Origin of the sequence: Cohnella silvisoli (assembly GCF_021190915.1) — a bacterium.
Taxonomy (GTDB): Bacteria; Bacillota; Bacilli; order Paenibacillales; family Paenibacillaceae; genus Cohnella; species Cohnella silvisoli.
Genome location: NZ_JAIOAP010000005.1, coordinates 286,304 through 305,658 on the forward strand (window position 1 = coordinate 286,304; position 19,355 = coordinate 305,658).

General features: G+C 46.1%; 22 protein-coding genes. 10 read left to right on the forward strand and 12 right to left on the reverse strand.

Annotated elements, in window-relative coordinates; translation table 11 throughout:
• The first annotated feature begins 41 nt into the window (after positions 1-41).
• A complete protein-coding gene (locus tag K7P76_RS12275; RefSeq protein ID WP_232185582.1) occupies positions 42-137 on the forward strand; it encodes a putative holin-like toxin in 96 nt (31 codons plus the stop codon).
• Between the two features lie 212 nt (positions 138-349).
• Here the strand turns inward: K7P76_RS12275 and K7P76_RS12280 are convergent, their stop codons facing one another.
• Positions 350-1,438 (reverse strand): stalk domain-containing protein, encoded by a 1,089-nt coding sequence (locus tag K7P76_RS12280; RefSeq protein ID WP_232185583.1) that lies wholly within the window; start codon positions 1,436-1,438, stop codon positions 350-352.
• A 160-nt stretch (positions 1,439-1,598) separates the two neighbouring features.
• On the opposite strand from K7P76_RS12280, the gene K7P76_RS12285 reads away from it, so the two are divergent.
• Positions 1,599-1,667: a putative holin-like toxin gene (locus tag K7P76_RS12285; RefSeq protein ID WP_232185689.1), complete on the forward strand. Its 69-nt coding sequence runs from the start codon at positions 1,599-1,601 to the stop codon at positions 1,665-1,667.
• 187 nt (positions 1,668-1,854) lie between these two features.
• Here the strand turns inward: K7P76_RS12285 and K7P76_RS12290 are convergent, their stop codons facing one another.
• The 3 genes from K7P76_RS12290 to K7P76_RS12300 form a co-directional block, all read right to left on the reverse strand.
• Positions 1,855-2,565 (reverse strand): aminoglycoside 3'-phosphotransferase, encoded by a 711-nt coding sequence (locus tag K7P76_RS12290; RefSeq protein WP_232185584.1) that lies wholly within the window; start codon positions 2,563-2,565, stop codon positions 1,855-1,857.
• Between the two features lie 201 nt (positions 2,566-2,766).
• Entirely contained in the window at positions 2,767-3,540 is a 774-nt protein-coding gene (locus tag K7P76_RS12295) for an RNA polymerase sigma factor (protein ID WP_232185585.1), read from the reverse strand.
• A gap of 5 nt (positions 3,541-3,545) precedes the next feature.
• Entirely contained in the window at positions 3,546-3,971 is a 426-nt protein-coding gene (locus K7P76_RS12300; protein ID WP_232185586.1) for a VOC family protein, read from the reverse strand.
• Positions 3,972-4,341: 370 nt separating this feature from the next.
• Between K7P76_RS12300 and K7P76_RS12305 the strand changes: the two genes are divergently transcribed.
• The 4 genes from K7P76_RS12305 to K7P76_RS12320 all read left to right on the forward strand — a co-directional run bounded on the left by K7P76_RS12305 (position 4,342) and on the right by K7P76_RS12320 (position 6,290).
• Entirely contained in the window at positions 4,342-4,788 is a 447-nt protein-coding gene (locus K7P76_RS12305; RefSeq protein WP_232185587.1) for a hypothetical protein, read from the forward strand.
• A 1-nt stretch (position 4,789) separates the two neighbouring features.
• Positions 4,790-5,017: a helix-turn-helix transcriptional regulator gene (locus tag K7P76_RS12310; RefSeq protein ID WP_232185588.1), complete on the forward strand. Its 228-nt coding sequence runs from the start codon at positions 4,790-4,792 to the stop codon at positions 5,015-5,017.
• On the forward strand, positions 5,014-5,976 hold the full coding sequence (locus K7P76_RS12315; RefSeq protein WP_232185690.1) for an NAD(P)-dependent alcohol dehydrogenase: 963 nt from the start codon (positions 5,014-5,016) through the stop codon (positions 5,974-5,976). Before K7P76_RS12310 ends, K7P76_RS12315 begins: the two co-directional genes overlap by 4 nt.
• A 218-nt stretch (positions 5,977-6,194) precedes the next feature.
• Complete coding sequence (locus K7P76_RS12320; protein WP_232185589.1) at positions 6,195-6,290, forward strand: putative holin-like toxin; 96 nt, start codon at positions 6,195-6,197, stop codon at positions 6,288-6,290.
• A 170-nt stretch (positions 6,291-6,460) separates the two neighbouring features.
• Here K7P76_RS12320 and K7P76_RS12325 read toward each other — a convergent pair whose 3' ends face one another.
• The 4 genes from K7P76_RS12325 to K7P76_RS12340 all read right to left on the reverse strand — a co-directional run bounded on the left by K7P76_RS12325 (position 6,461) and on the right by K7P76_RS12340 (position 10,372).
• Complete coding sequence (locus K7P76_RS12325; RefSeq protein ID WP_255678499.1) at positions 6,461-7,984, reverse strand: ABC-F family ATP-binding cassette domain-containing protein; 1,524 nt, start codon at positions 7,982-7,984, stop codon at positions 6,461-6,463.
• Between the two features lie 257 nt (positions 7,985-8,241).
• Positions 8,242-8,823: a hypothetical protein gene (locus K7P76_RS12330; RefSeq protein ID WP_232185591.1), complete on the reverse strand. Its 582-nt coding sequence runs from the start codon at positions 8,821-8,823 to the stop codon at positions 8,242-8,244.
• Positions 8,765-9,337, reverse strand: a complete 573-nt coding sequence (locus K7P76_RS12335) for a stalk domain-containing protein (RefSeq protein ID WP_232185592.1) — start codon at positions 9,335-9,337, stop codon at positions 8,765-8,767. Before K7P76_RS12335 ends, K7P76_RS12330 begins: the two co-directional genes overlap by 59 nt.
• A gap of 30 nt (positions 9,338-9,367) precedes the next feature.
• On the reverse strand, positions 9,368-10,372 hold the full coding sequence (locus K7P76_RS12340; protein ID WP_232185593.1) for a stalk domain-containing protein: 1,005 nt from the start codon (positions 10,370-10,372) through the stop codon (positions 9,368-9,370).
• 413 nt (positions 10,373-10,785) lie between these two features.
• Between K7P76_RS12340 and K7P76_RS12345 the strand changes: the two genes are divergently transcribed.
• Together K7P76_RS12345 and K7P76_RS12350 are read left to right on the forward strand one after the other, a co-directional pair.
• Positions 10,786-12,057 (forward strand): hypothetical protein, encoded by a 1,272-nt coding sequence (locus K7P76_RS12345; protein ID WP_232185594.1) that lies wholly within the window; start codon positions 10,786-10,788, stop codon positions 12,055-12,057.
• A 160-nt stretch (positions 12,058-12,217) separates the two neighbouring features.
• The gene (locus tag K7P76_RS12350; RefSeq protein WP_232185595.1) at positions 12,218-13,090 is read left to right on the forward strand and encodes a hypothetical protein; all 873 of its coding nucleotides are present in this window, start codon (positions 12,218-12,220) and stop codon (positions 13,088-13,090) included.
• Positions 13,091-13,146: 56 nt separating this feature from the next.
• Here K7P76_RS12350 and K7P76_RS12355 read toward each other — a convergent pair whose 3' ends face one another.
• The 4 genes from K7P76_RS12355 to K7P76_RS12370 all read right to left on the reverse strand — a co-directional run bounded on the left by K7P76_RS12355 (position 13,147) and on the right by K7P76_RS12370 (position 16,972).
• Positions 13,147-14,133 carry a BtrH N-terminal domain-containing protein gene (locus tag K7P76_RS12355; RefSeq protein WP_232185596.1) on the reverse strand — a complete coding sequence of 329 codons (987 nt, stop codon included), beginning with the start codon at positions 14,131-14,133 and terminating at the stop codon, positions 13,147-13,149.
• A complete protein-coding gene (locus K7P76_RS12360; protein WP_232185597.1) occupies positions 14,117-14,689 on the reverse strand; it encodes a helix-turn-helix transcriptional regulator in 573 nt (190 codons plus the stop codon). The genes K7P76_RS12355 and K7P76_RS12360 overlap by 17 nt, the downstream gene beginning before the upstream one ends.
• Before the next feature lie 234 nt (positions 14,690-14,923).
• The gene (locus tag K7P76_RS12365; protein ID WP_232185598.1) at positions 14,924-15,364 is read right to left on the reverse strand and encodes a hypothetical protein; all 441 of its coding nucleotides are present in this window, start codon (positions 15,362-15,364) and stop codon (positions 14,924-14,926) included.
• Between the two features lie 216 nt (positions 15,365-15,580).
• Complete coding sequence (locus K7P76_RS12370; RefSeq protein ID WP_232185599.1) at positions 15,581-16,972, reverse strand: hypothetical protein; 1,392 nt, start codon at positions 16,970-16,972, stop codon at positions 15,581-15,583.
• Positions 16,973-17,286: 314 nt separating this feature from the next.
• Here K7P76_RS12370 and K7P76_RS12375 point away from each other — a divergent pair, with 314 nt between their 5' ends.
• Complete coding sequence (locus K7P76_RS12375; RefSeq protein ID WP_232185600.1) at positions 17,287-17,913, forward strand: FMN-dependent NADH-azoreductase; 627 nt, start codon at positions 17,287-17,289, stop codon at positions 17,911-17,913.
• Positions 17,914-18,051: 138 nt separating this feature from the next.
• Entirely contained in the window at positions 18,052-18,993 is a 942-nt protein-coding gene (locus K7P76_RS12380; RefSeq protein ID WP_232185601.1) for an aminoglycoside phosphotransferase family protein, read from the forward strand.
• Positions 18,994-19,355 lie beyond the last annotated feature (362 nt).

Sequence of the window (19,355 nt, forward strand, 5' to 3'; positions counted from 1 at the left end):
CTTTGGGTGGGCATGGTTTCCCTTCGAAAGGAGGTGAGGCCATGAAAGTTGAGGACGCGATTACAATCATGATTCTTTTCAGCTCATTTATCGTTGCTCTTCTTACTTACATCGGGAATAACAACAGGAGAAAGTAAAAACCCACCCCAAGGTTGACTGCCGAAGGTGGGTTTTTGTCGCTTAACTTGAAGGGGCATCCCATCCAAGCCAATTGTATAGGCCGAGTGTTACCAGCACTCGGTCTTTCTAATGTTATTTTAGCATATGCGTTGCAGGTAAAACAATTGCTTAAGGACATACTCCTCATTGTTTTGTTGAAAGTTGAGAGCTGAAAGATCGCTTTGCCTTTTTAAAGGGTCTCATAATCGAGCATGACGTCACTATCGGGGTTCAAATACCACTTGCCGTCGGAAGCTTTGACTAACGACAAGAGCATATAGCTCCGAAAATGGGGCTGCTCGCTGTTCTTCTTGTCTCTAATCGTACGTACTACATAAATGGTCGCTTTATTCGGCTCATAAGAAACAACTGCCGCTTTTTCCGTTGCGTATTCGAAATCTTGATTGAGAAATTTGTATTGATAAACGAGCTCCAACTCGCCCCTGCTCGAAATGCCGACACCAAGCGGCGCATCGGGATTTAGGATCGCGACTAGCTCTTTGGCATTTTCTTCGTTCAGCGCCTTTACACTAGCCTCCATCAGGGCAACGATGGCTGACTTATCGGTCTCAGGCACAACCGCTTCCTTTTGCAAAAGGGATTTGAAATCGAGATATTCTGTTTCGGATTGAATGTCGTGGATTGTCCAGCGATTGCCATTTCCGCGTTCCATTTCAATCGTCGCATGTTCGATGCGATCCAGCAGCTCGTCCCCGCTTTTCCGAATTGTCACGTCCGCCGACACTGTTGCGTACGTTCCCCACGATCGCAATTCGAAGCCCGTTATCGACGAAACGCCGCCGGCCGTTTGATAGTGCGTGTCAATAACAGCACGGATGGCCCTTAGATCCGCTTTCTTCGGCTTTCCCCACGGATCCTCATATACTTTAAGTATCTTCTTATCCGAATAATAATCCGCATTTAAATAACTAGTTGCATGAAACAAATGGTTTAAGACTAATGTATTGGCTCCCGAAGCAATGATCATCGGCGCTTTCGGATCGTACAAAAATCTCATTCCGTTTACGTACGTCGCACCCGTCTTCAGATCAATCTTAAATGAGGCGTCTTCCGAATCGGCTGTGATGACCTTTTTGACGGTGTCGTACTTGAACTTATAACCCAATGCCTGGACGACGCTGCGAAACTCGACGTACACTCTTCCACCTTGAATGACAGGAGCGGCGGCCGGCCGGATTTCTTTGTCCTGAACGTAAACGCGTATCGGCTTCACGATCGGCTTTGTCGCAGCGGATACCGAAGTCAAAGACATTAACATTATTGATATAACCAACGGCAGGATTAAAATACTTTTAGCTTGCAGAATTTTCAGCATCCGTTTTATCGCTCCATCACCAAAATGACATTCCTTAATTAGTCATTCGTCAGTTGCTTAGATTATCCTCCAAGCCATGAAAGTTGAGGACGCGATTACAATCATGATTCTTTTCAGCTCATTTATCGTTGCTCTTCTTACTTACATCGGAAATAACAACAAGAGAAAGTAAAAACCCACCCCAAGGTTAGCCGCCGAAGGTGGGTTTTTGTCGCTTAACTTGAAGGGGCATCCCATCCAAGCCAATTGTATAGGCCGAGTGTTTGCAGCACTCGGTCTTTCTAATGCCATTTTAGCATATGCATTGCAGGTAAAACAATTACTTAACAATTCACAATTGTTGTTTGGGAGGAACAAATTTATTCATAAAAATCTTGCCCTCTATAACCGTTAAAAACAGATAGCAACCCGCAAAGTCGAAGCCGTTCTTGATCGACATTTTGTCCTCCGTAAGCTTGAATAAAACGATCTGCATATTTATCACTTTTTAGATTATACTCAAGCGACCAAAGGCCCCAGAATATATCATAATGACGATCACCCACGCCACTATAACCCACATCAATAAGCCCTCTATTTTCAAAATCATGTACGATCATGTTTGGTAAGCAGTAGTCCCCATGGACTATTACCTTATCTTCGCAAACATTTCCGTATAAACAAACCATATCTTTGTATGCAGCATCCACGCTTGTATACCCCAAATATCGAAGAATGCCCTTTTCAGCCTTTCCTTCCTTATAGTTTCCTTCCGCCCGAATAATCATTTCCGATAAACCATTTACCCTAGAGCAGCCTACATATTCGATTCGGTGAAAGCTCGATAGACAGTTAGCAAACACATCCGTTAAACGACTCGGTTGCGCAAGGTACTCGTCACTCGCAGCATCCGTACCCATAATCCTGTTCGTAATAAGATAATCTCTTGATTCGTCTGATGTATAAATCAATACATTCGGACAAACCCCGTGTTTTGATAGATAGTCGGTCATTTGTGCTTCTGACTGCATCTGTCCTTTGGGAGTCACTTTTAGAAAAATACTGTAATTCCGATTTTCTATGCTAAACACAGAAGATCTAACCTTATTCTTAATGACGGAGACGGTTGCCCCCTTAAGGAATGATTGTATTCCGGCAGGAAATGTTTCATTTACCTGTCTCTCTGCAATCAGATTATTTCACCCCAATTTCTTTCGCCACAGCTTAGGAGGCTTTTTTGAAGAGTCGGTGGGTTGAAGCGAAAGCGAATCCCTCCCATAGGCACTTCTCTCTTACTCTTGTTCCGCAGTGAAAGGCTTGCCGCCCCTCTTAAAAGGCGACGACATCATAAGGATGTTGCCATCCGGGTCCTTAAAATAAAACCAAGCATGCTCTCGAACGAGAAGTACTTGATCTACTGTCACCCCATATACCGATAAATCCCGATAGGAACGGAACATGGATTCTGTATCCGCTTCCCGGAACGCCTTCACGAAAGACTCGAAAAGTTTGGTATTCGCCTTTGGATTTGATTCGGTCAGCTTCCCAGTCCGATTTTCTTCTTCTAACCTGTGAAGCTGTCTATCAGCCACCTTCTTCAACCTTGCCCGAGCCCGATGAAGCACGGCTTTAATCGCGGACACGGGCAGACCGAGCGCATTTCCCGTTTCCGTGGGAGAGAACCCGAAAACATCCGTCAACAGAATCAATACCGTTTGTCTCGGCTCCAACGTATCCATGAGATATTCGAGAGATTCACGAACGTCATACCGGCTCCATTCGGAGTATGCCAGTTTGCTCTGGTCTAACAGCAACTCTGGCAAAAATGTTATTTTCCTCCGACGACAGATATCGAACCAAGCATTCGCCGCAATACGATACAAATACGGTTTGCTTAGTTCCCGCTCCGGCCAACGTTGAAACCTCCGAAAAGCTTTTAACATAACCTCTTGAAACAAATCCTCGCTATCCCACTCTGATCCCGTCAGTTTCCTGCAATACCGAAGTAACTCCGGTCTGTACGGCACCGTTTGCTTATCAAACTCCTCATCAAATGACGTTGCCATTGATGTCAATCCCGTCGATACTTCTGTTTGTGCGGGTAGTAAATAGAGCTCGGCAATTCTTCGACAATCCCGATTAAATTGCCATCCAGGTCGAGACATTCAAAGTAACGCACCCCGCCATTGTCATTCACAATGGGAATGACCTCTACACCTTTTTCCTTAAGAAAGGCATGAGATAATTCGATATCGAAAGACTCGAAATTATAATAGGGGATTTTACGGCCCCCGGCCGCTTCGAACTGTGTCGGCTGAGGACGGTCTACCTTCCATAAATTCAGGATGGTTGCCTCCCCCGGAAATGCGAGCCCTGTGCAACCTTCAGATTGTTCAATAATCTCAAGCTCGAATACCCGTATGTACCATTCTGCCGATCTCCGCATATCTGTAACCGGAATAAAGATACCACTGACTTTACTAACTATCTTTGTCATGGAACAATCCTCCATATTACTTTTTTCTTATCATCTATCATAACGAAGATAATCAGCTCATAGATACGGGGGCATTCAAAATATTTGAAATCGAGAAAGTAAAAACCCACCCCAAGGTTAGCTGCCAAAGGTGAGTTTTCGCGTTCCTGTAACTTAGAAGTGTGACATCCCATCCAAGCCAAGCCAATTGTATAGGGCGAGTGTTAGTAGCAGTCGGTCTTTCTAATGCCATTTTAGCATGTGCAACTCAGGTAAGATATCATTACGCCATTTAGTGTAATATATAATTGACAACATGTATGATTTATATTACATTATGTACACAATACTTTACTTCAATGTAAAGGTTAACTTATAGGAGGAGTAAAAGATGTCCTATCAAGAAAAGAAGAATATCGTTTCTTTAATCGGTACCTTACTGGTTTTTGTATTTTATTGTTTATATGTGTTTGAAAGGTACCCCGAAGCGACCTTAAATTCGACAGAAACCTTCAGCTTTTGGGCGTCCGTCATTTTAATCTTAATCCCGGTGTCGATTGTAGCCAAAATCATCATTTATATTGTATTCAACATCATCTATAGAATATCTACAAATGAAAAGGAACCTTCATTTGCTGATGAACTAGACAAGATCATTGAATTGAAAGCCACAAGGAATTCCCATTATGTGTTTATCATTGGCTTTGTTCTAGCGATGGGATCGCTGGTCATCGATTTGCCACCTTATATGATGTTCATCATCCTTATTTTCTCAGGGTTTGTGTCAGAAATGGTTGGAGTGATTACGCAGCTCTACCTCTATCGGAAAGGAGTCTAAGATGGGCAAATTTCTTATTAGCAATAACATTCGGAAACTACGTTTTAACCATGATGAAATGACCCAACAACAATTGGCTGATAAAGCGGGCGTGACAAGACAAACCATCGTAGCCCTCGAACAAGGAAAATACTCCCCTTCGCTGGAATTGGCTTTTCGCATTGCTCTCGTCTTTAACTCGCCGTTGGAAGAAGTATTCTTTATCGAAAATAAGGAGGAATTCTTATAAAAGCGATCGTATGCGCAAAATACGGAACACCGGATGTTCTTCAACTCCAAGAGGTTGAAAAACCGACTCCCAAGGACAATGAAGTACGGATAAGAATCTATGCGACAGTAGTAACACCATCGGACTGTGCCTTTCGAAAGGCGGACCCCTTTATGATCAGATTTCTTTATGGTCTCAGAAGACCCAAATATACGATATTAGGCGTCGAGTTTGCCGGGGAAATTGAAGAAGTAGGCAAAGATGTGAAGTTATTTAAGAAGGGTGACCAGGTTTTTGGTATGAGTCCACATAGCTTTGGTACTCTTGCCGAGTACATGTGTCTGCCCGAAAATAAAGCGGTGTTCATAAAACCGGCCAATGCGACCTATGAAGATGCGGCCGGCTTCTGTGATGGAGCACCAACCGCTTTGACGTTCCTTAGAGATAAGGCGAATATTCGGAGCGGACAAAAAGTGCTCATCAATGGCGCTTCTGGATCGGTAGGTGCTTATGCCGTACAGCTTGCCAAGTACTATGGAGCGGAAGTTACCGGAGTATGCGGTACCACGAATTTAGAATTGGTGAAATCTTTGGGGGCCGACAAGGTAATTGATTATACCAAAGAGGACTTTACCAAGGGCGGTCAGACCTATGACGTTATCTTCGACGCGGTAGGCAAAAGTTCATTTTCACGTTGTAAAGACTCCTTAAAGCAAAGAGGGGCTTATCTCTCAACTGTCCCTACACTGGGAATTATGTTTCAAATGTTATGGACTTCAAAGATGGGCGGCAAAAAAGCCATTTTTACGGCTGCTGGCTTGCAGCAAAATAAGGAAAATCTAGCCTTCCTCAAAGACCTTTTTGAGGCGGGGAACATAAAGTCGGTCATCGACAGACGCTATCCTTTGGAACAGGTTACCGAGGCTCACAGGTACGTTGAAACAGGACGCAAAAAGGGGAATGTGGTCATCGCTTTGTAATCGGCTTTGTGTTGATTTCCTGCTGAACCATCTTTCTCGTCATGCGATTGTTGACTCGCACAAATCAGGATGCCCTTTTCTTAAGGATGAAGTAAAAAAGACGAGAATATCGGACAAAAACGAGAACGCTCGATCTCATTCAGGATAAAAGGTAAGCTAGGATCGTACAATTGAATACCTTGGGTGGGCATGGTTTCCCTTCGAAAGGAGGTGAAGCCATGAAAGTTGAGGATGCGATTACAATCATGATTCTTTTCAGCACATTTATCGTTGCTCTTCTAACTTACATCGGAAATAACAACAAGAGAAAGTAAAAACCCACCCCAAGGTTCTCCGCCGAAGGTGGGTTTACGTCCGTCATTAACTTGAAGGGGCACCCCATCCAAGCCAATTGTATAGGCCGAGTGTTGTCGCACTCGGTCTTTCTATTGCCATTTTAACATATGCGTTGCAGACAAAACAATTGCTTAAAGATATTCCTCCCCTACAGATTCTGCTCGCTTATTCCCAGTACCGGGTCGAAGTTCAGCATTTTCGTCCCGATTTTGTCAATAAAGAACCGATCATGGCTTACCGTAACGACGGCGCCGGGAAAATGGATCAACGCCTGCTCCATGACCTGAATGCTCGTTAGATCCAGATGATTGGTCGGCTCATCCAATAGGATGACTGCGGCACCTGAGAGAAGGCATTTCGCTAGCGCGACCCGGGCCATCTGCCCGCCGGATAGGTTGCCGATGACCTTGCTTAGATCCATCTCCGAGAATTGCAGCATGGATAGAAACTTGTTCACCTTTTTCCGCGGAGCGTCCAGTCCCAATCCATAAGTATTCACCGAGTGGCTAACGGTATCCTTAGGATTTAGCTCCTCCCACATCCGGTTGAAGTACGCATAGCTGACACCCTTCTCCCAGATCACCTCACCGGATTCGGGCTTCTCCTGTCCCGTAAGCACCTTAATGAGCGTGGACTTCCCGCTTCCGTTAGGGCCCACGATGACTAAGCGATCTTCCTTCTGAATATCGAAGCTGACGTTCTGAAAGATCGGCCGATCGTCGTAGGTCTGCCCGATTTGCTTCACTTCGCATAGCTTGTCCGGAAAACGCAGCCTCTCGTAAATATCGGTAATTAGAACGTTTACGGGGTGCGGCTCTATCCGCTTCTTGTTATCCGCCAGTTGTCGGGAAAGCCGATCCTTGGAAGATTTTCTGCTCGCGCGGCTGTCGATTGCTTCCGACTCCATGAGGAGAAGCTCTTCCTCCCACTCGAACTGGCGGTCCAACTCCTTCTTGCGCATCTTCTTTTTGCGGATGTAGTCGGTGTAATTCCCTTCGTATTCCTGAAAATGATAGTTCTCGATCTCGATCGTTCGCGTGACCACTTTATCGATAAATTGCCGATCATGCGACACCAGAATCATGGCGCCGTTGAACCGATATAACCACTGCTCCAACCACGCTATACCTTCCATATCCAAGTAATTCGTAGGTTCGTCGAGCAAGACGACATCGGGCAGCTCGATTAGCATCTTGGCGAGCGCGGCACGGTTTCTCCAACCTCCGGACAATTCATCGATAGGCTGATTGCGCGACCTCTCGTCGAACCCCAGCTTCGTAAGAACCGTGTTAATCTCGACGGATACGTTCCAACCATCCAAATGCTCCATTTGTTCGAATAGCTCCGCCTGCCTCCTCAACAGTCCGTCCATTTCGCCGTCATCGGTGACCAAACCTAGCTTTCCCCCAACTTCCTGCAGCTCCCGTTCGATAATAGCAACCTGCTCGAAGCACATTTCCAGCTCTTGCTGAACGGACAGACTTCCGCGCATTTCCGAGAATTGAGAGAAGTACTCTACCCTAACCCGAGGATCTATTTCCACTTTTCCGAACGTAGGCTCTTCTTTACCCATGATCAGTTTGAAAACCGTCGACTTACCTGCACCGTTCCGTCCAATAAGGCCGATACGCTCTCCTTGGCTCACGCGAAAATAGATATCGCGAAAGATCAGGGACTCTTCCTATTTCTTAGTGACGTTCTCCAAACGAATTACGCTCATCGCTATCACCCTTCTAATTCCGTCAGTCTAGCGTGATTATAACACTAGATCGCCGTGCCAGTGCTAATCTTCCCCCGCCTTGATTCCAATACGGTGCGTTGCCGTCTAAAACAGAAATAGGCCTTACAGACCGGTAGCTACGCAAGAAAGGCGTCCATGGCGGACGCCTTTCTTGCATGGTGCAGCGTATACTAGCGTCTAATTTGCGTTCACTTGTCGATTTTACCCGTATCCACGACTTCGAAGTCGCTACCTTTAATCTTTCCTAGGTTATGTAAATCATCGTCGTCCCAGCGAGGGTTTGGCGCGCCGCTTAGGTATAGATTGCTACCGTTATCGGCAACTATCATTCCATATTTCTTCAATGCGCGGAGGATCGCTTGGTTCGTAAGCGAGAACCCGGAGATATCGTAATCTTGACGCAACCGCAATCTCAGTCCCATTGGCGGGAGATTGGGGTCGGTACTGCTAGAGGCATAGTGACTCGCTGGGGAAACAAATCCTTGTTGCGTCTTGCTTACCGTAAACCTCAGAGCATGGTTGATCTCTCCTGCTGACGCTTCCTCATAACGGACCAGCCCGGGGAAAATCGGCAATCCCGCAGCATCCGCAGAGGTCCAGTTCTTCGGTCGCTGCGCATTGGACTTCAAATCCCACTTGGCTCCACTTGAAGCTGTCCAGCCTTGGCCCGACGGACGTGCACTGTATAGCTCGTACAGCAACTGATTGTCCTTATCGACAACGATGACATGACGGTCGCCGGATCGGATAGGGCCCCGGATCGCTTTCATCGCCGTAGTCCGTAAACGTAACCTTCACTTTAGCTTGATCACCGCTTACGATCGTGTACGGAATTCCTATTGGAGCACCTTCCCAATCCGTGCCGAAATCGGCGTGTACCCCAATGTTAGCACCGATCGAGGTGATGAACTTCTTCGAGTTCGCATGGACCGGATAACCGGAAATATCCGTATTCCAAGGATTATCCCTCGGGAATACTTGCAGAGTTGATGGAGCTGTCGGTTTTGGTTTGCTGCCCACATAGACTGAGCTGGTCGAATTAACCCATTCTACTGGCTTTCCCAACGACTCGGATACGAACCGAAGCGGTACATAGGTCGTTTTTTTATAGGTAAATCCCTGAACGTCCTTTGAAGGCTGCTTATTTACTCCGTCAAAATAATAGCGAATATCGCGAAAATCAACTTTAATCGTCCCGATCGCCGCGTAAGTGATTCCTGAGAAAAATACGGCACCATACAGAAACCCAACCGTTCCCGCCTTCCAACTTCCCCATCTTCCCATCGTGCTCACTCCCTGACATGGCACCCGCTCTTACTTCGCAAAGCGATGAGAACCGACCGTATCGATCACCGTAAGACTGGACCAGAACGCACCTTTGGATACCCTAGGATTGTAAAAATAGACGGCATCCTCTACATTGTTCTTGCCGTTCAATGCGTCCTTGGCGGCGCGCAGCGCAGTTGCTTTCGGCACGCTTCTATCCAATAACCCGTTATGCGCGGGCGGAAACTGCTTTCCGGAATAGATCACATCCCGGATCGTCTTCGGAAACCGCGAGTCCTTCACCCGGTTAAGAATGACATTCGCTACCGCTAGCTGGCTTTCATAGGACTCATCCCCAGCCTCGACCTGCGTAATCTTGGCTAGCAACAGCCGATCTTTTTCAGTGAAAGGCTTCGCCTCATGGTCAAAAATGGACGGGATCACTACAAGAGGCTTCGCTTCCGTCTCGATGATATCCTTATTTTCGATACCATTGCTTAACAACTTAACATCACTGCTGCCAGCCTGCTTGCTGATCTCAGTCAGACCTAATTGCTCCGTCACAACGGCCTGCGGAACCGTTTCGAGCCAAGCAGTCTGCTCCTCCTCGTTCCAGCTTACCTTCGCATGCAACAGCTCCGCGGCATCACGTAACGGAATATACATCCGTCCTTCTGCTTGGAATGGAAATGCATCCATAACATAACGTGCGCCATTAAAGTAGACGACCGGCACGCCGTTGCCTAGTACAATGCGATCTCCGTACTCGGTATTTATCGTTGTTTCTTCATTGTTCTGATCCCAATCGACTTGTGCCCCGAACATCTTAGATAATTGCGCAACAGGCAGATATAGTCTACCCGCCATCACTCTAACAGGATCAGTTAACCGTACGGCTTTCCCGTTCAACTTGATCGTCACATTTTCCGCTGCAATCGACTTCTCCTGCGCGGCAATTGCGGTAAGCGGCATTGTTGCCAACAAGAGCAGAGCACAGATCACAATGAAAATAGGCTTGCCAATCCGCTTCTTCATCTTCTGTTCTAGATTCATATCGGACTCCCCTCGACAACCTTCTTTTTTCAAAGTATCCGAAAATGATCGCAGCTGTAACGTTTATGAGATTTATTTAATTTTTTGGTGAAGCTCTCAACAAAAAATAATAAGTCGTGCTCCACAATAACGCGCTGCTAGAAGAACAGCGGTCACGACAGTTATATTGAAGACTTATTCCATACAAAGAGGAAAAGAGTAAAAATTGGCGAATAGTGTAATTTATATAGTCTTAAAGGCTCAGTAATAAGTAACTAGAATTACTTTTGAGTACGGGTTTGGAAGAATAATGTAGAAGGGTTGGATATCCCATTAAGAAAAAATCATTACTTTCATTGTTAGCAACAATCGTTTTGTTATTAGGTGCCGGAGCCTATTTTTATTATCAGAACGTGTACAAAGTAAATCACAAGGTGAATTCCGTATTAACTCTGGTTAATGCCGAAAAGCTTGAAGAAGCTTATCAAGTGTATGAAGACATTCTCCTTGAAGAGTCGGATAGTAGCAGCAAACAAGCGATTAAGAAAATCAATGGAAAATTGATTTCCGAGGTCGAAATCCGAGTCGATAAGTATATCGATAATGCAATTGACTATCATGCAGCCAATAATCTCATCCAAGAATTAAAGCCCTTTGAGTCGTTAAAAAATGCTTTAAAAGATAATCAACAACGTCTGGATAAATTTAAGAAGTCAAAGGATGCCTATGAAAATGCGAATAAACTGAGGGATAACAAGGACTTCGGTAACGCAATTATTAAATATAAAGAAGTCATCTCCGAAGATACCGAGAATTACTCTGCATCGGCAGAAAAAATACAATTGAGCATCAAAGAAATGTTTGATTACGTTCTAGGCAATTCTGAGCGTCTGTTTGCCGAGAAGAAATATGAGGAAGCATACAATGAAACCAAGAGCCTGGATGAATTCTACCCGAACGATACTACGATCAAAACGAAACAAGATGCTTACCTTCAAGCTTTATACGAAGATAATAAAAATCAGGCAAACCGCCACGTTAGCAGTAAACAATACGATGAAGCTATTAATATCCTGGAGCTTACTAAAAAGTATTTTCCCGATGACTCGGAATTAACCCAAAAAATAACTGAAGTTGAGGCGTTAAAGAAAAAGGCAATTGAGGAAGAGAAAATACGCAAGGAGAAAAGAAAAAAGGAGCTTTTGGCGCAAGTGACCTCTAAGTTTGACGATATGACCAAGCTTACCACTATTGTTCCTAAGGGCTATAGCGCAATGTACGTGAATATTAGTAGTCGAATTAATATCGAATCTCGAATTAGAATTGTGGATGGTTCTGCCGCATTCACTGTAATCGCGGGATTTGAGCAGGATAACTGGGTTTTTACAGATAAAATTATTTTTAATGTGGATGGCGAGCTTTTTAATTGGGAGATTGCGTATGGGGATAGACAATCTCAGGTTCAATATGGCGGAATTGCGGAATGGGTGACTCAGCACAGCTTTTCAAATAATGACTTGATAAATCAGATGCAGAAGGTTGCAAATGGGAAGTCAGTAAAAATGAGGTTTGACGGAAGCGAGGGACATAGAGATCATGTCGTTTCGGAATCTGAAAAATCAAATATGAAACTAATATTAGAGTTATATACGTATTACGATAATTTAGACGATCTTCAGAAAGAGACTGCAGAAGACGTGACTTAGGTGCTGATTCGATCTTACCTTAGGATTTTTACATGCAGGGAGTGTCGGAGATGTCAGAGCAGTTCACACAGCAGGTTTGGAAGAAAAAAGCGATCATAGGGTGGGGTTAATCCTTTGCGGGCTCGTCACCCTGGCAGCCATCATGTTAGGCGATTGGTACATGGCGCTTGTATCAGGAGGCGCGACGGTCGCTTGTATTGCTGGACTATCCATGTTACATCGCCAATTAACTGCCCTGCCGCCTTATCGTCCTGGCAAAGGCTTCTGGTTTTATCGTCTCACGGGCAGCCGGAAAAACCGTGTCTTGACCGTTGGTCAAGTCTTTATCCTTCTTCTTATCATCGGTAGCTTATGGTTTGGAGACTTTAGTAGGCATACCCTAAGATATGCCATTGGATATGCCATTGGATCTGCCATTGGCGGTATCGCTCTGATTCAATACGTCATCAAACCCCGAATCAAACTCCATACTCCAGTGGACGATGCAGCGCTGTTCGAATTGGAGGATCTTGGAATTATTCGGCCGGACGAAATCGTAATCGGTATGTACAAAGATTTTCAGAGCTGGGTCTCCGCTAGCGGCGGGGCAAAAATACTCCTATTGACGCCTGACCGTCTGATTGCCATCCGCATGTCAACACCGGATGAAGGCGAACGAACAGAGATCCGATTGAGCGACATCGACCGTCTAGGCCTTATAGGCCATGGCAAAAAAGGGGAAGGATTGATCTTATCGGTTGGCTTGTTAGACGGTTCGATCATCCGGTTCATGTTGCTTGGGTCAAGTTACAAGTATTCCCCCGAACAGTTCATTCAGCAACTGCTGGAGCTACTGGACAAGCGATTCACTACACAAGAGGGAGTCTCGGAAACGGTTTCTGCGTTACGCGTTCGCCCGGAAGGCCATCCGCCAGTTCTGCAGAACAGCAATCCGGTATTCCGACCTTTAGACTTACAAAGACAGTCCGCTGTTCCGGCATCCGACACGCCTCATCAGCCGTCGGTTACCAATCAAAGGTTTCTCGACTCTTAGGGAGTGGACGGATGGGGGCTGCAACGCTGAGTTGGGTTGCGAATCCAATTATAAAGTTAAATTGTCAATAAATACTCCATGGCCAATCGTTCTCTCTCCGCAATGTCGACTAAGAGCTCGGATGCACGTCTTAGCTCCTGTTGATTTCCGGTTTTTCCCGCATTGTCAATTGACGCCGAAACACCGCTCCACATCGGCGCGATTTCCGTAAACAGAAAGTATGCCTGCTCTAATTTAGAATCACCGAACAAATCCACGCACTCTTTTAGAAAATCTCTATAAAGGTTTCGAAATAAAGCGCCGCCGGTCCCCGCTCGTTCCATCAATAAAGCAGTCAAACACAGATCTTTCTCTAAATCCTTGCTTCTAGAAGGCCAATTCAGGATTTCACCGCTCATTTTTTTGATTCCTTTATTCCCCATATTGCGGATAGGCGGATTCAAATAGGCATGAGCATTGTTGATAAGCGCTAATCGTATGGCGGGTACAAGCGTCGGAAGGGTATCCGTTTGCTCGATCGTAAAAGAGCGATTTCTGGAGCTCATGGGCCCCTTTGCGTTTCTTGCCAAGGTCAAATTCGACAATCGCGTTGTCACGAGTCCGCCTTGTTGGCTTGTGTCTGCCATATAGGCGAATTCGTCATCCATGCCATATATCACCGCATAGTGGGCTGCAAAGTGTATTTTGTTCGTAAAGTAATCTAAATAATAAGAATCCAATTTAAGGCCTACAGGAATCCCCCGGTCTATGCAGCTTTGCACGTTCTGCCACGCTTTTGTGACAGACGAGGTTTCTTGCACACTGATGTTCAAATTGAGCCGAGATGCAATGCAAGCAGACAGTTCATCAGGCTTCACCCTTCCCCCAATAAAAGGAAAGTCCATTCCCTTCGAATCCCAATAAATGAATCCCAAACCTTGCCCAATACCGAATAACATCGGCTCCGATAATCGAACGCCTTCATGTTGAAGGAGATTGCCCATCGCTGTCGTCTCGCAGTGTTCTCCCTGAAAAAGAGTAAAACCTTCAATCATCATGCGCATGTCCCTCCAGTTCGCCTGTTAATTCGCTGATCAGATTTGCGACAAATGTCTTCTCATTCTCGATGAGACTCATCGGGTGTAGAAAAAGAGCCTTAACGTGCAACGGCAATCGATAGCCGCCTTGGGATTCATATTTCTTCCCAATGTTCCCCAATGTCTCCTCAAGAAAGTTCTGCCGTTTCCGCAAAGCTTCTATGGCTTCATTTTTCCCTATAAAAGGGAGAGCCGCGAGTCCGAGATCGAAGCGGTTATCCCGTTCCCGCGAGGAAGTTAGGCTTATGATGATTTCATTCCTTAATGTTTCTATACCGGCTTCCATCATGACATACGTAGACGGCAAAGGTCCTTTGCCGGACTTATGGCCGGAATCTTCGGATCGGATCAGTCGTTTGTCTTTCAGTTTCTGCAAGCCGGCGTAAATAGAAGTAGTACCTATATTCGCCCATTCTCTGTAGCCTCTAAGCTCAATTAACTTATTGATTTGGTATCCCGATGCTTGTTTGGATTCCGCAATAATTTGCAGCAACATAAATTCCACGTTGGAAAGACGGTTCATTGTTTGTCTCCTTGTTATATTCCATATATGTAATATAACACTACTGAAATATAAAATAAAGGCGGATCTAGGCCTGCTGCAACTGTTTTCAGCGAGTGCTTGTTTGCAAGTCGTTTGTAAGAGAAGACAAAGAGGATCGCAACAGGTCGCTTACTCGCAACCTGCAGCAACCCTCCACCCCGCGTGAGACGCGGCCTCTCGGCTCTTAATCTGAGACCCGGCAGGCTGCGCCATTTACCGGATTGCTTGATTTCTTCCGAAAGAACGGTTACGCCAGCAATACAACACCTCGAAAATCGCGAATACGCCAACTACCGCAGCCGTCAAAAAGATTACCCAGAGACCGAAAACGGTCATCGTCCCCGTAGTTCCTTTAACCTCCAGCAGAAGCGCGCTGCCGACGACCCAAAGAATGTCGATCACGGCAATAACAAGCACGGCCGTTGGAGAAACAATACTCCTGGTTGCGGTCCAAACGAGAAATGCGACGAACAAGAGCAGAAAAATCCCGGTTTCGACCAAAGCGGTTCTACTGTCTAGTCCTGTCCACACGGCGACATACCCGGGAATGGACAACAACAGCAGCCCGCATGCCCCGGACGAAACGGCATTCGTCAGCAGAACTTTGCGGATGAGAGTTTCTCCTGCTGGCATTATTGCTCTACTTTGTTTCATATCTATCTCCTCTTTCTTTTGGGGGCGATTAATGATCGCTCCTAATGGTTTGGTTGCGCCCTTACAACACCGAGATTAGCCCACATACGACTGCCAGAACCATGCTTTTCACTGCCATTTGGTGCCAATCTTGCGTATTTTTTCGGTCAGCAAAAAAATGGCGGCCGCTCCCCTAGGTATTCCCAAGGAAACAACCGCCATCTATGTCTTTCATCGTTATTGCGCCTTGATAAGGGCATTTTTCTCCTTCAGACTTGTCGCAATAAGACGCGCGCCTGCGTTCTGCCAATTGTAGCAGGTGCGCTCGGGCACGCAGGTACGGAACCACTCCAAAGCGTCTTTGGAAGGGGCGTCCAGTTGATTGTCCGAATAGCGCACGCTATACGGCTTAATGCCGACGACGTAAGGGAAATACAAAGCATTGTAAAATTTCCATTCGTCCGTCGTGCCGAACTGTTCATCCCGGCGCGGCTTCATTTGCAAAATACTTTCGATAAGCAAAGACTTAAGCTCGTTAGCCCGTTCCACTACGCCATCCGCCGCCCCCCGCTTCCGAAGCCTTTCGTCAATGAGCTTCAATTGCGCGAGCGGACTCGACGCCAATCGCTCCAAATTGCCCAAGTTACTAGTCGCGCGCCGGATATGACGGTAGAGCTCTTCATCGTCCATCTCCTCCGGTTTCGCATCGTCATCAATACGAACCTGAACGCTTTCGACCAAACGCAGTTTGGAGCGTTCCGTGCGCAGCTTCGGGAACGTCATTAAAGCAATGTTGTCGAGCAAAGCCCGAATCGGATACACGAACACTTGGAATGCAATGGAAACCATCATGCTGACCATCAATAACGACAGCGTCGCAAAATCGAAGCCCGTCCCCGTTCCGAGCAAAATAACAAGCGCAACCTGACCGGAAAAAATGAGTGTAAAAAAGATAGAATAATCGAGCGACCGAAACAAATCGGGCAGCCAGGATTCCCCTTGCTCCCTGATTTCCTTGATCAACGTATATGCGCCAAACAGCAGCATTCCGGCACCGATTGCCACAAGCGTCCCCTGGCCCCATTCGTCCTCCGGGAAAAAGAGATTCAAAGCCGTCATGCAGGCAAATACCAGAAGCGGCACAAAACTGAAGACATAGAAGTGAAGCGGCCTTTTTATCCCATCGGACACCGCCCCCCATATGGAAAGCACCGTTAACAGGATAAAAAACATACATACCGCAGCTTTGTAGGAAACGTCGTATATGTCAGGATTCTCAGCGAAGGCTAGCCAAATCACGCTACCCAGCGCCAACCCCGTCAGCCCGTACTTCCATAGCTGCCATAATACGTTCCGTTTATCCTCTTTTCCGGAGACAGTCGATAGAACGGCACCTTGCCACAGAACCAAGGGCAGATAAAAGCAGATATCCCGTACCTTGCCGAGTGACAGTCCCACAAGCTGGGCCCCTTGGCTATAGGGCATCAATACAGCCACCCCAAAACCAAGCGAGCAAACAATTGCGCCGAGACCGGCAAGCAATAGCCTAACGTTTCTTATATCCCTATTAACCACATATAAGCCGAACCAGAACACGAGTCCGAAATAGCCGAGCTGCGCAATAATCAAGCCGATCGTTCTCCTTTACCTGAAGCCATCTTGTGAAAAAGAAAGTAAAAAACCCACCTATAGGTAGCAGCCGAAGGTGGGTTTGGGTTCCGTTCATTAACTTGAAGGGATCCCCCATCCAAGCCAATGATATAGGCCGAATGTTCGCGCACTCGGTTTTTCTAACGCTATTTTAACATAGAGTGCTCTGGTTCAACAATAAGATATCTAAATCCAATCGCATGGTCTCTTACAGAAAGGTATTGACCCTGACACTAGTGGAAGGGATTAAACTAGGAGCGAAAGCAATAGTCAAAATAAGGTGGGAGACGGGAATGAGAAAGGTTTTATTCGTAAAGGCAAATAATCGTCCAGTGGAACAAGCTGTAAGTGTTAAATTGTATGAAGCTTTTTTGAAAAGTTATGTGGACTCCCATCCTGAAGATCAGGTGACTGAGCTTGACTTATTTCAAGCGCACTTGCCTTACTTGGATGCTGCTATGATTAACGGTGCATTCAAATTCAGTCAGGGCATGCCTCTCACTCCGGAGGAAAAGCAAGTAACAGATATTGCAACCAAATACCTGGATCAATTTTTGGCCGCGGACAAGATCGTCATCGGTTTTCCGCTTTGGAATCTTGGCGTTCCAGCAGTCTTGCATACGTATATCGATTATTTGAATCGCGCTGGGACCACCTTTAAATATACACCGGAAGGCCCAGTCGGATTGGCTTCAGGTAAAAAGGTGGCGTTATTAAATGCTCGCGGAGGTTACTATTCTGAGGGAGAGGCGGCTTCATCGGAAATGGCGGTCAATTTTGTAGTAAGGAATTTACATTTATTCGGTATCCGAGAAATAACGAAGGTTATTGCTGAAGGCCATAACAAGTCTCCGGAACTAAGGGGAAAAATAATCGAAGACGCCATTCAACTGGCTGTTGAAACGGCGAAAACTTTTTAAAAGGACTGGGGTGTGACGGATGGGGCTGTTTGCAAATTGTTGGCAGGTTGTTTGCGAACATCCCGAGATGACAAGCAGTACGACATCCGTTACAATGTGGCCATACGATGACTTTGCGATTTTCCAACTGGAGGACTTATGAACAAAATTGAGGAAACGATATATGAGCATTACGAGCTGAATGTGTCGCACCTTGCACCGCAACAAGGCGGCTGGTCCTCGCTCGCCTACAAGGTGATTGCGGACAACCGCTCTTACTTCTTGAAAATTTACGAGAATAACAGAGCATCCACTCCGAAATGGACTGCCCTGATTAACGAATATGTCCCCGTCCTGATCTGGCTCCATCATCACAGCAGTTTAAAAGGAAAAATCCCTGTTCCCCTTACAACAAGAGGTGGTAATTACCAATGTGCTAACGCTGAGGGTATCTTTCTGCTCTATGATTACATTGACGGAGAAACAATCGGGCCCCGGGATTTAACAAACAATCAGGCGGTACAACTATCGGACATTATTGCGGAGCTTCACTCGTACGACGAACAATTACCGATTAATACACAGCATCTTAAAGAAGATTTCTCCATCCCCTTTGTCAGGCAATTAAAGCAGCTCATGAAAGGGCAAGTATCGCCGGTTCCATCAGACGTGAGCGAAGTGATAAGCCAGTATACAGAGCAAATGAATGAGCTGATCGACGAAATTGAAAAACTGTCTCGGGATTTGCCGCAACGATCCTTGCGAAATGTACTGTGCCATACAGACCTCCATAACTGGAATCTGATGCAAGCAGAAGAACAGCTCATCCTAATTGATTGGGAAGGATTGCGTCTGGCACCCGTCGAGGCGGATTTCATGTTCCTAGTTGATCAACCTTATTATGATACGTTTTTAGGTGTCTATCGGAAGCGACACCCTGATTTTGTTCTGAAACCCGACGTTCTGCGGTTTTATCAGGGAAGACGCAGACTGGAGGATATTTGGGAATGGATAGAACAGCTTTTATTCGACCAACAGGAGACGCAAGAACGAACGAAGACACTGGCCAGCCTAACGAAAGAATTGCAAGAAATGGCCTAAAATTTGTGCTCCGCACGAAAGATACGCCGCCTCTAAGCTCTTACTCCTCTCCCCTCGTAATCGGATTCTCCTCATAATTAATCCAAACACTCCAGCTTCTTATCCCGCCAAGCAATCGTTCAAACACTCCTCCCTAATGCTCCCCCGATTTGCGCACTGCCGCTCATTGCACCGTATGTATCTGTGACGCGACAAGCCGCAGTTTGTCCGCTCTGCACCTCTTTCCCCAAGTATTTGACAACCGAATTTTTGGCATGTTTTACTAAGGGCAAGAAGCAAGAGGAGATTGCTGTCGCGCCGGAGGCTTTTGTTCATACTGAGTTCATACAAATGTTGTAAAATGTGGCGGCACAGGCGGAAAG

Bases quoted from the DNA above. Each gene is read 5' to 3' on its own strand.
- K7P76_RS12275 (WP_232185582.1), top strand. From the start codon at position 42: ATGAAAGTTGAGGACGCGATTACAATCATGATTCTTTTCAGCTCATTT.
- K7P76_RS12280 (WP_232185583.1), bottom strand. From the start codon at position 1,438: ATGTTAATGTCTTTGACTTCGGTATCCGCTGCGACAAAGCCGATCGTG.
- K7P76_RS12295 (WP_232185585.1), bottom strand. From the start codon at position 3,540: ATGGCAACGTCATTTGATGAGGAGTTTGATAAGCAAACGGTGCCGTAC.
- K7P76_RS12300 (WP_232185586.1), bottom strand. From the start codon at position 3,971: ATGACAAAGATAGTTAGTAAAGTCAGTGGTATCTTTATTCCGGTTACA.
- K7P76_RS12305 (WP_232185587.1), top strand. From the start codon at position 4,342: ATGTCCTATCAAGAAAAGAAGAATATCGTTTCTTTAATCGGTACCTTA.
- K7P76_RS12310 (WP_232185588.1), top strand. From the start codon at position 4,790: ATGGGCAAATTTCTTATTAGCAATAACATTCGGAAACTACGTTTTAAC.
- K7P76_RS12320 (WP_232185589.1), top strand. From the start codon at position 6,195: ATGAAAGTTGAGGATGCGATTACAATCATGATTCTTTTCAGCACATTT.
- K7P76_RS12330 (WP_232185591.1), bottom strand. From the start codon at position 8,823: ATGAAAGCGATCCGGGGCCCTATCCGATCCGGCGACCGTCATGTCATC.
- K7P76_RS12335 (WP_232185592.1), bottom strand. From the start codon at position 9,337: ATGGGAAGATGGGGAAGTTGGAAGGCGGGAACGGTTGGGTTTCTGTAT.
- K7P76_RS12340 (WP_232185593.1), bottom strand. From the start codon at position 10,372: ATGAATCTAGAACAGAAGATGAAGAAGCGGATTGGCAAGCCTATTTTC.
- K7P76_RS12350 (WP_232185595.1), top strand. From the start codon at position 12,218: ATGGCGCTTGTATCAGGAGGCGCGACGGTCGCTTGTATTGCTGGACTA.
- K7P76_RS12355 (WP_232185596.1), bottom strand. From the start codon at position 14,133: ATGCGCATGATGATTGAAGGTTTTACTCTTTTTCAGGGAGAACACTGC.
- K7P76_RS12360 (WP_232185597.1), bottom strand. From the start codon at position 14,689: ATGAACCGTCTTTCCAACGTGGAATTTATGTTGCTGCAAATTATTGCG.
- K7P76_RS12365 (WP_232185598.1), bottom strand. From the start codon at position 15,364: ATGAAACAAAGTAGAGCAATAATGCCAGCAGGAGAAACTCTCATCCGC.
- K7P76_RS12375 (WP_232185600.1), top strand. From the start codon at position 17,287: ATGAGAAAGGTTTTATTCGTAAAGGCAAATAATCGTCCAGTGGAACAA.
- K7P76_RS12380 (WP_232185601.1), top strand. From the start codon at position 18,052: ATGAACAAAATTGAGGAAACGATATATGAGCATTACGAGCTGAATGTG.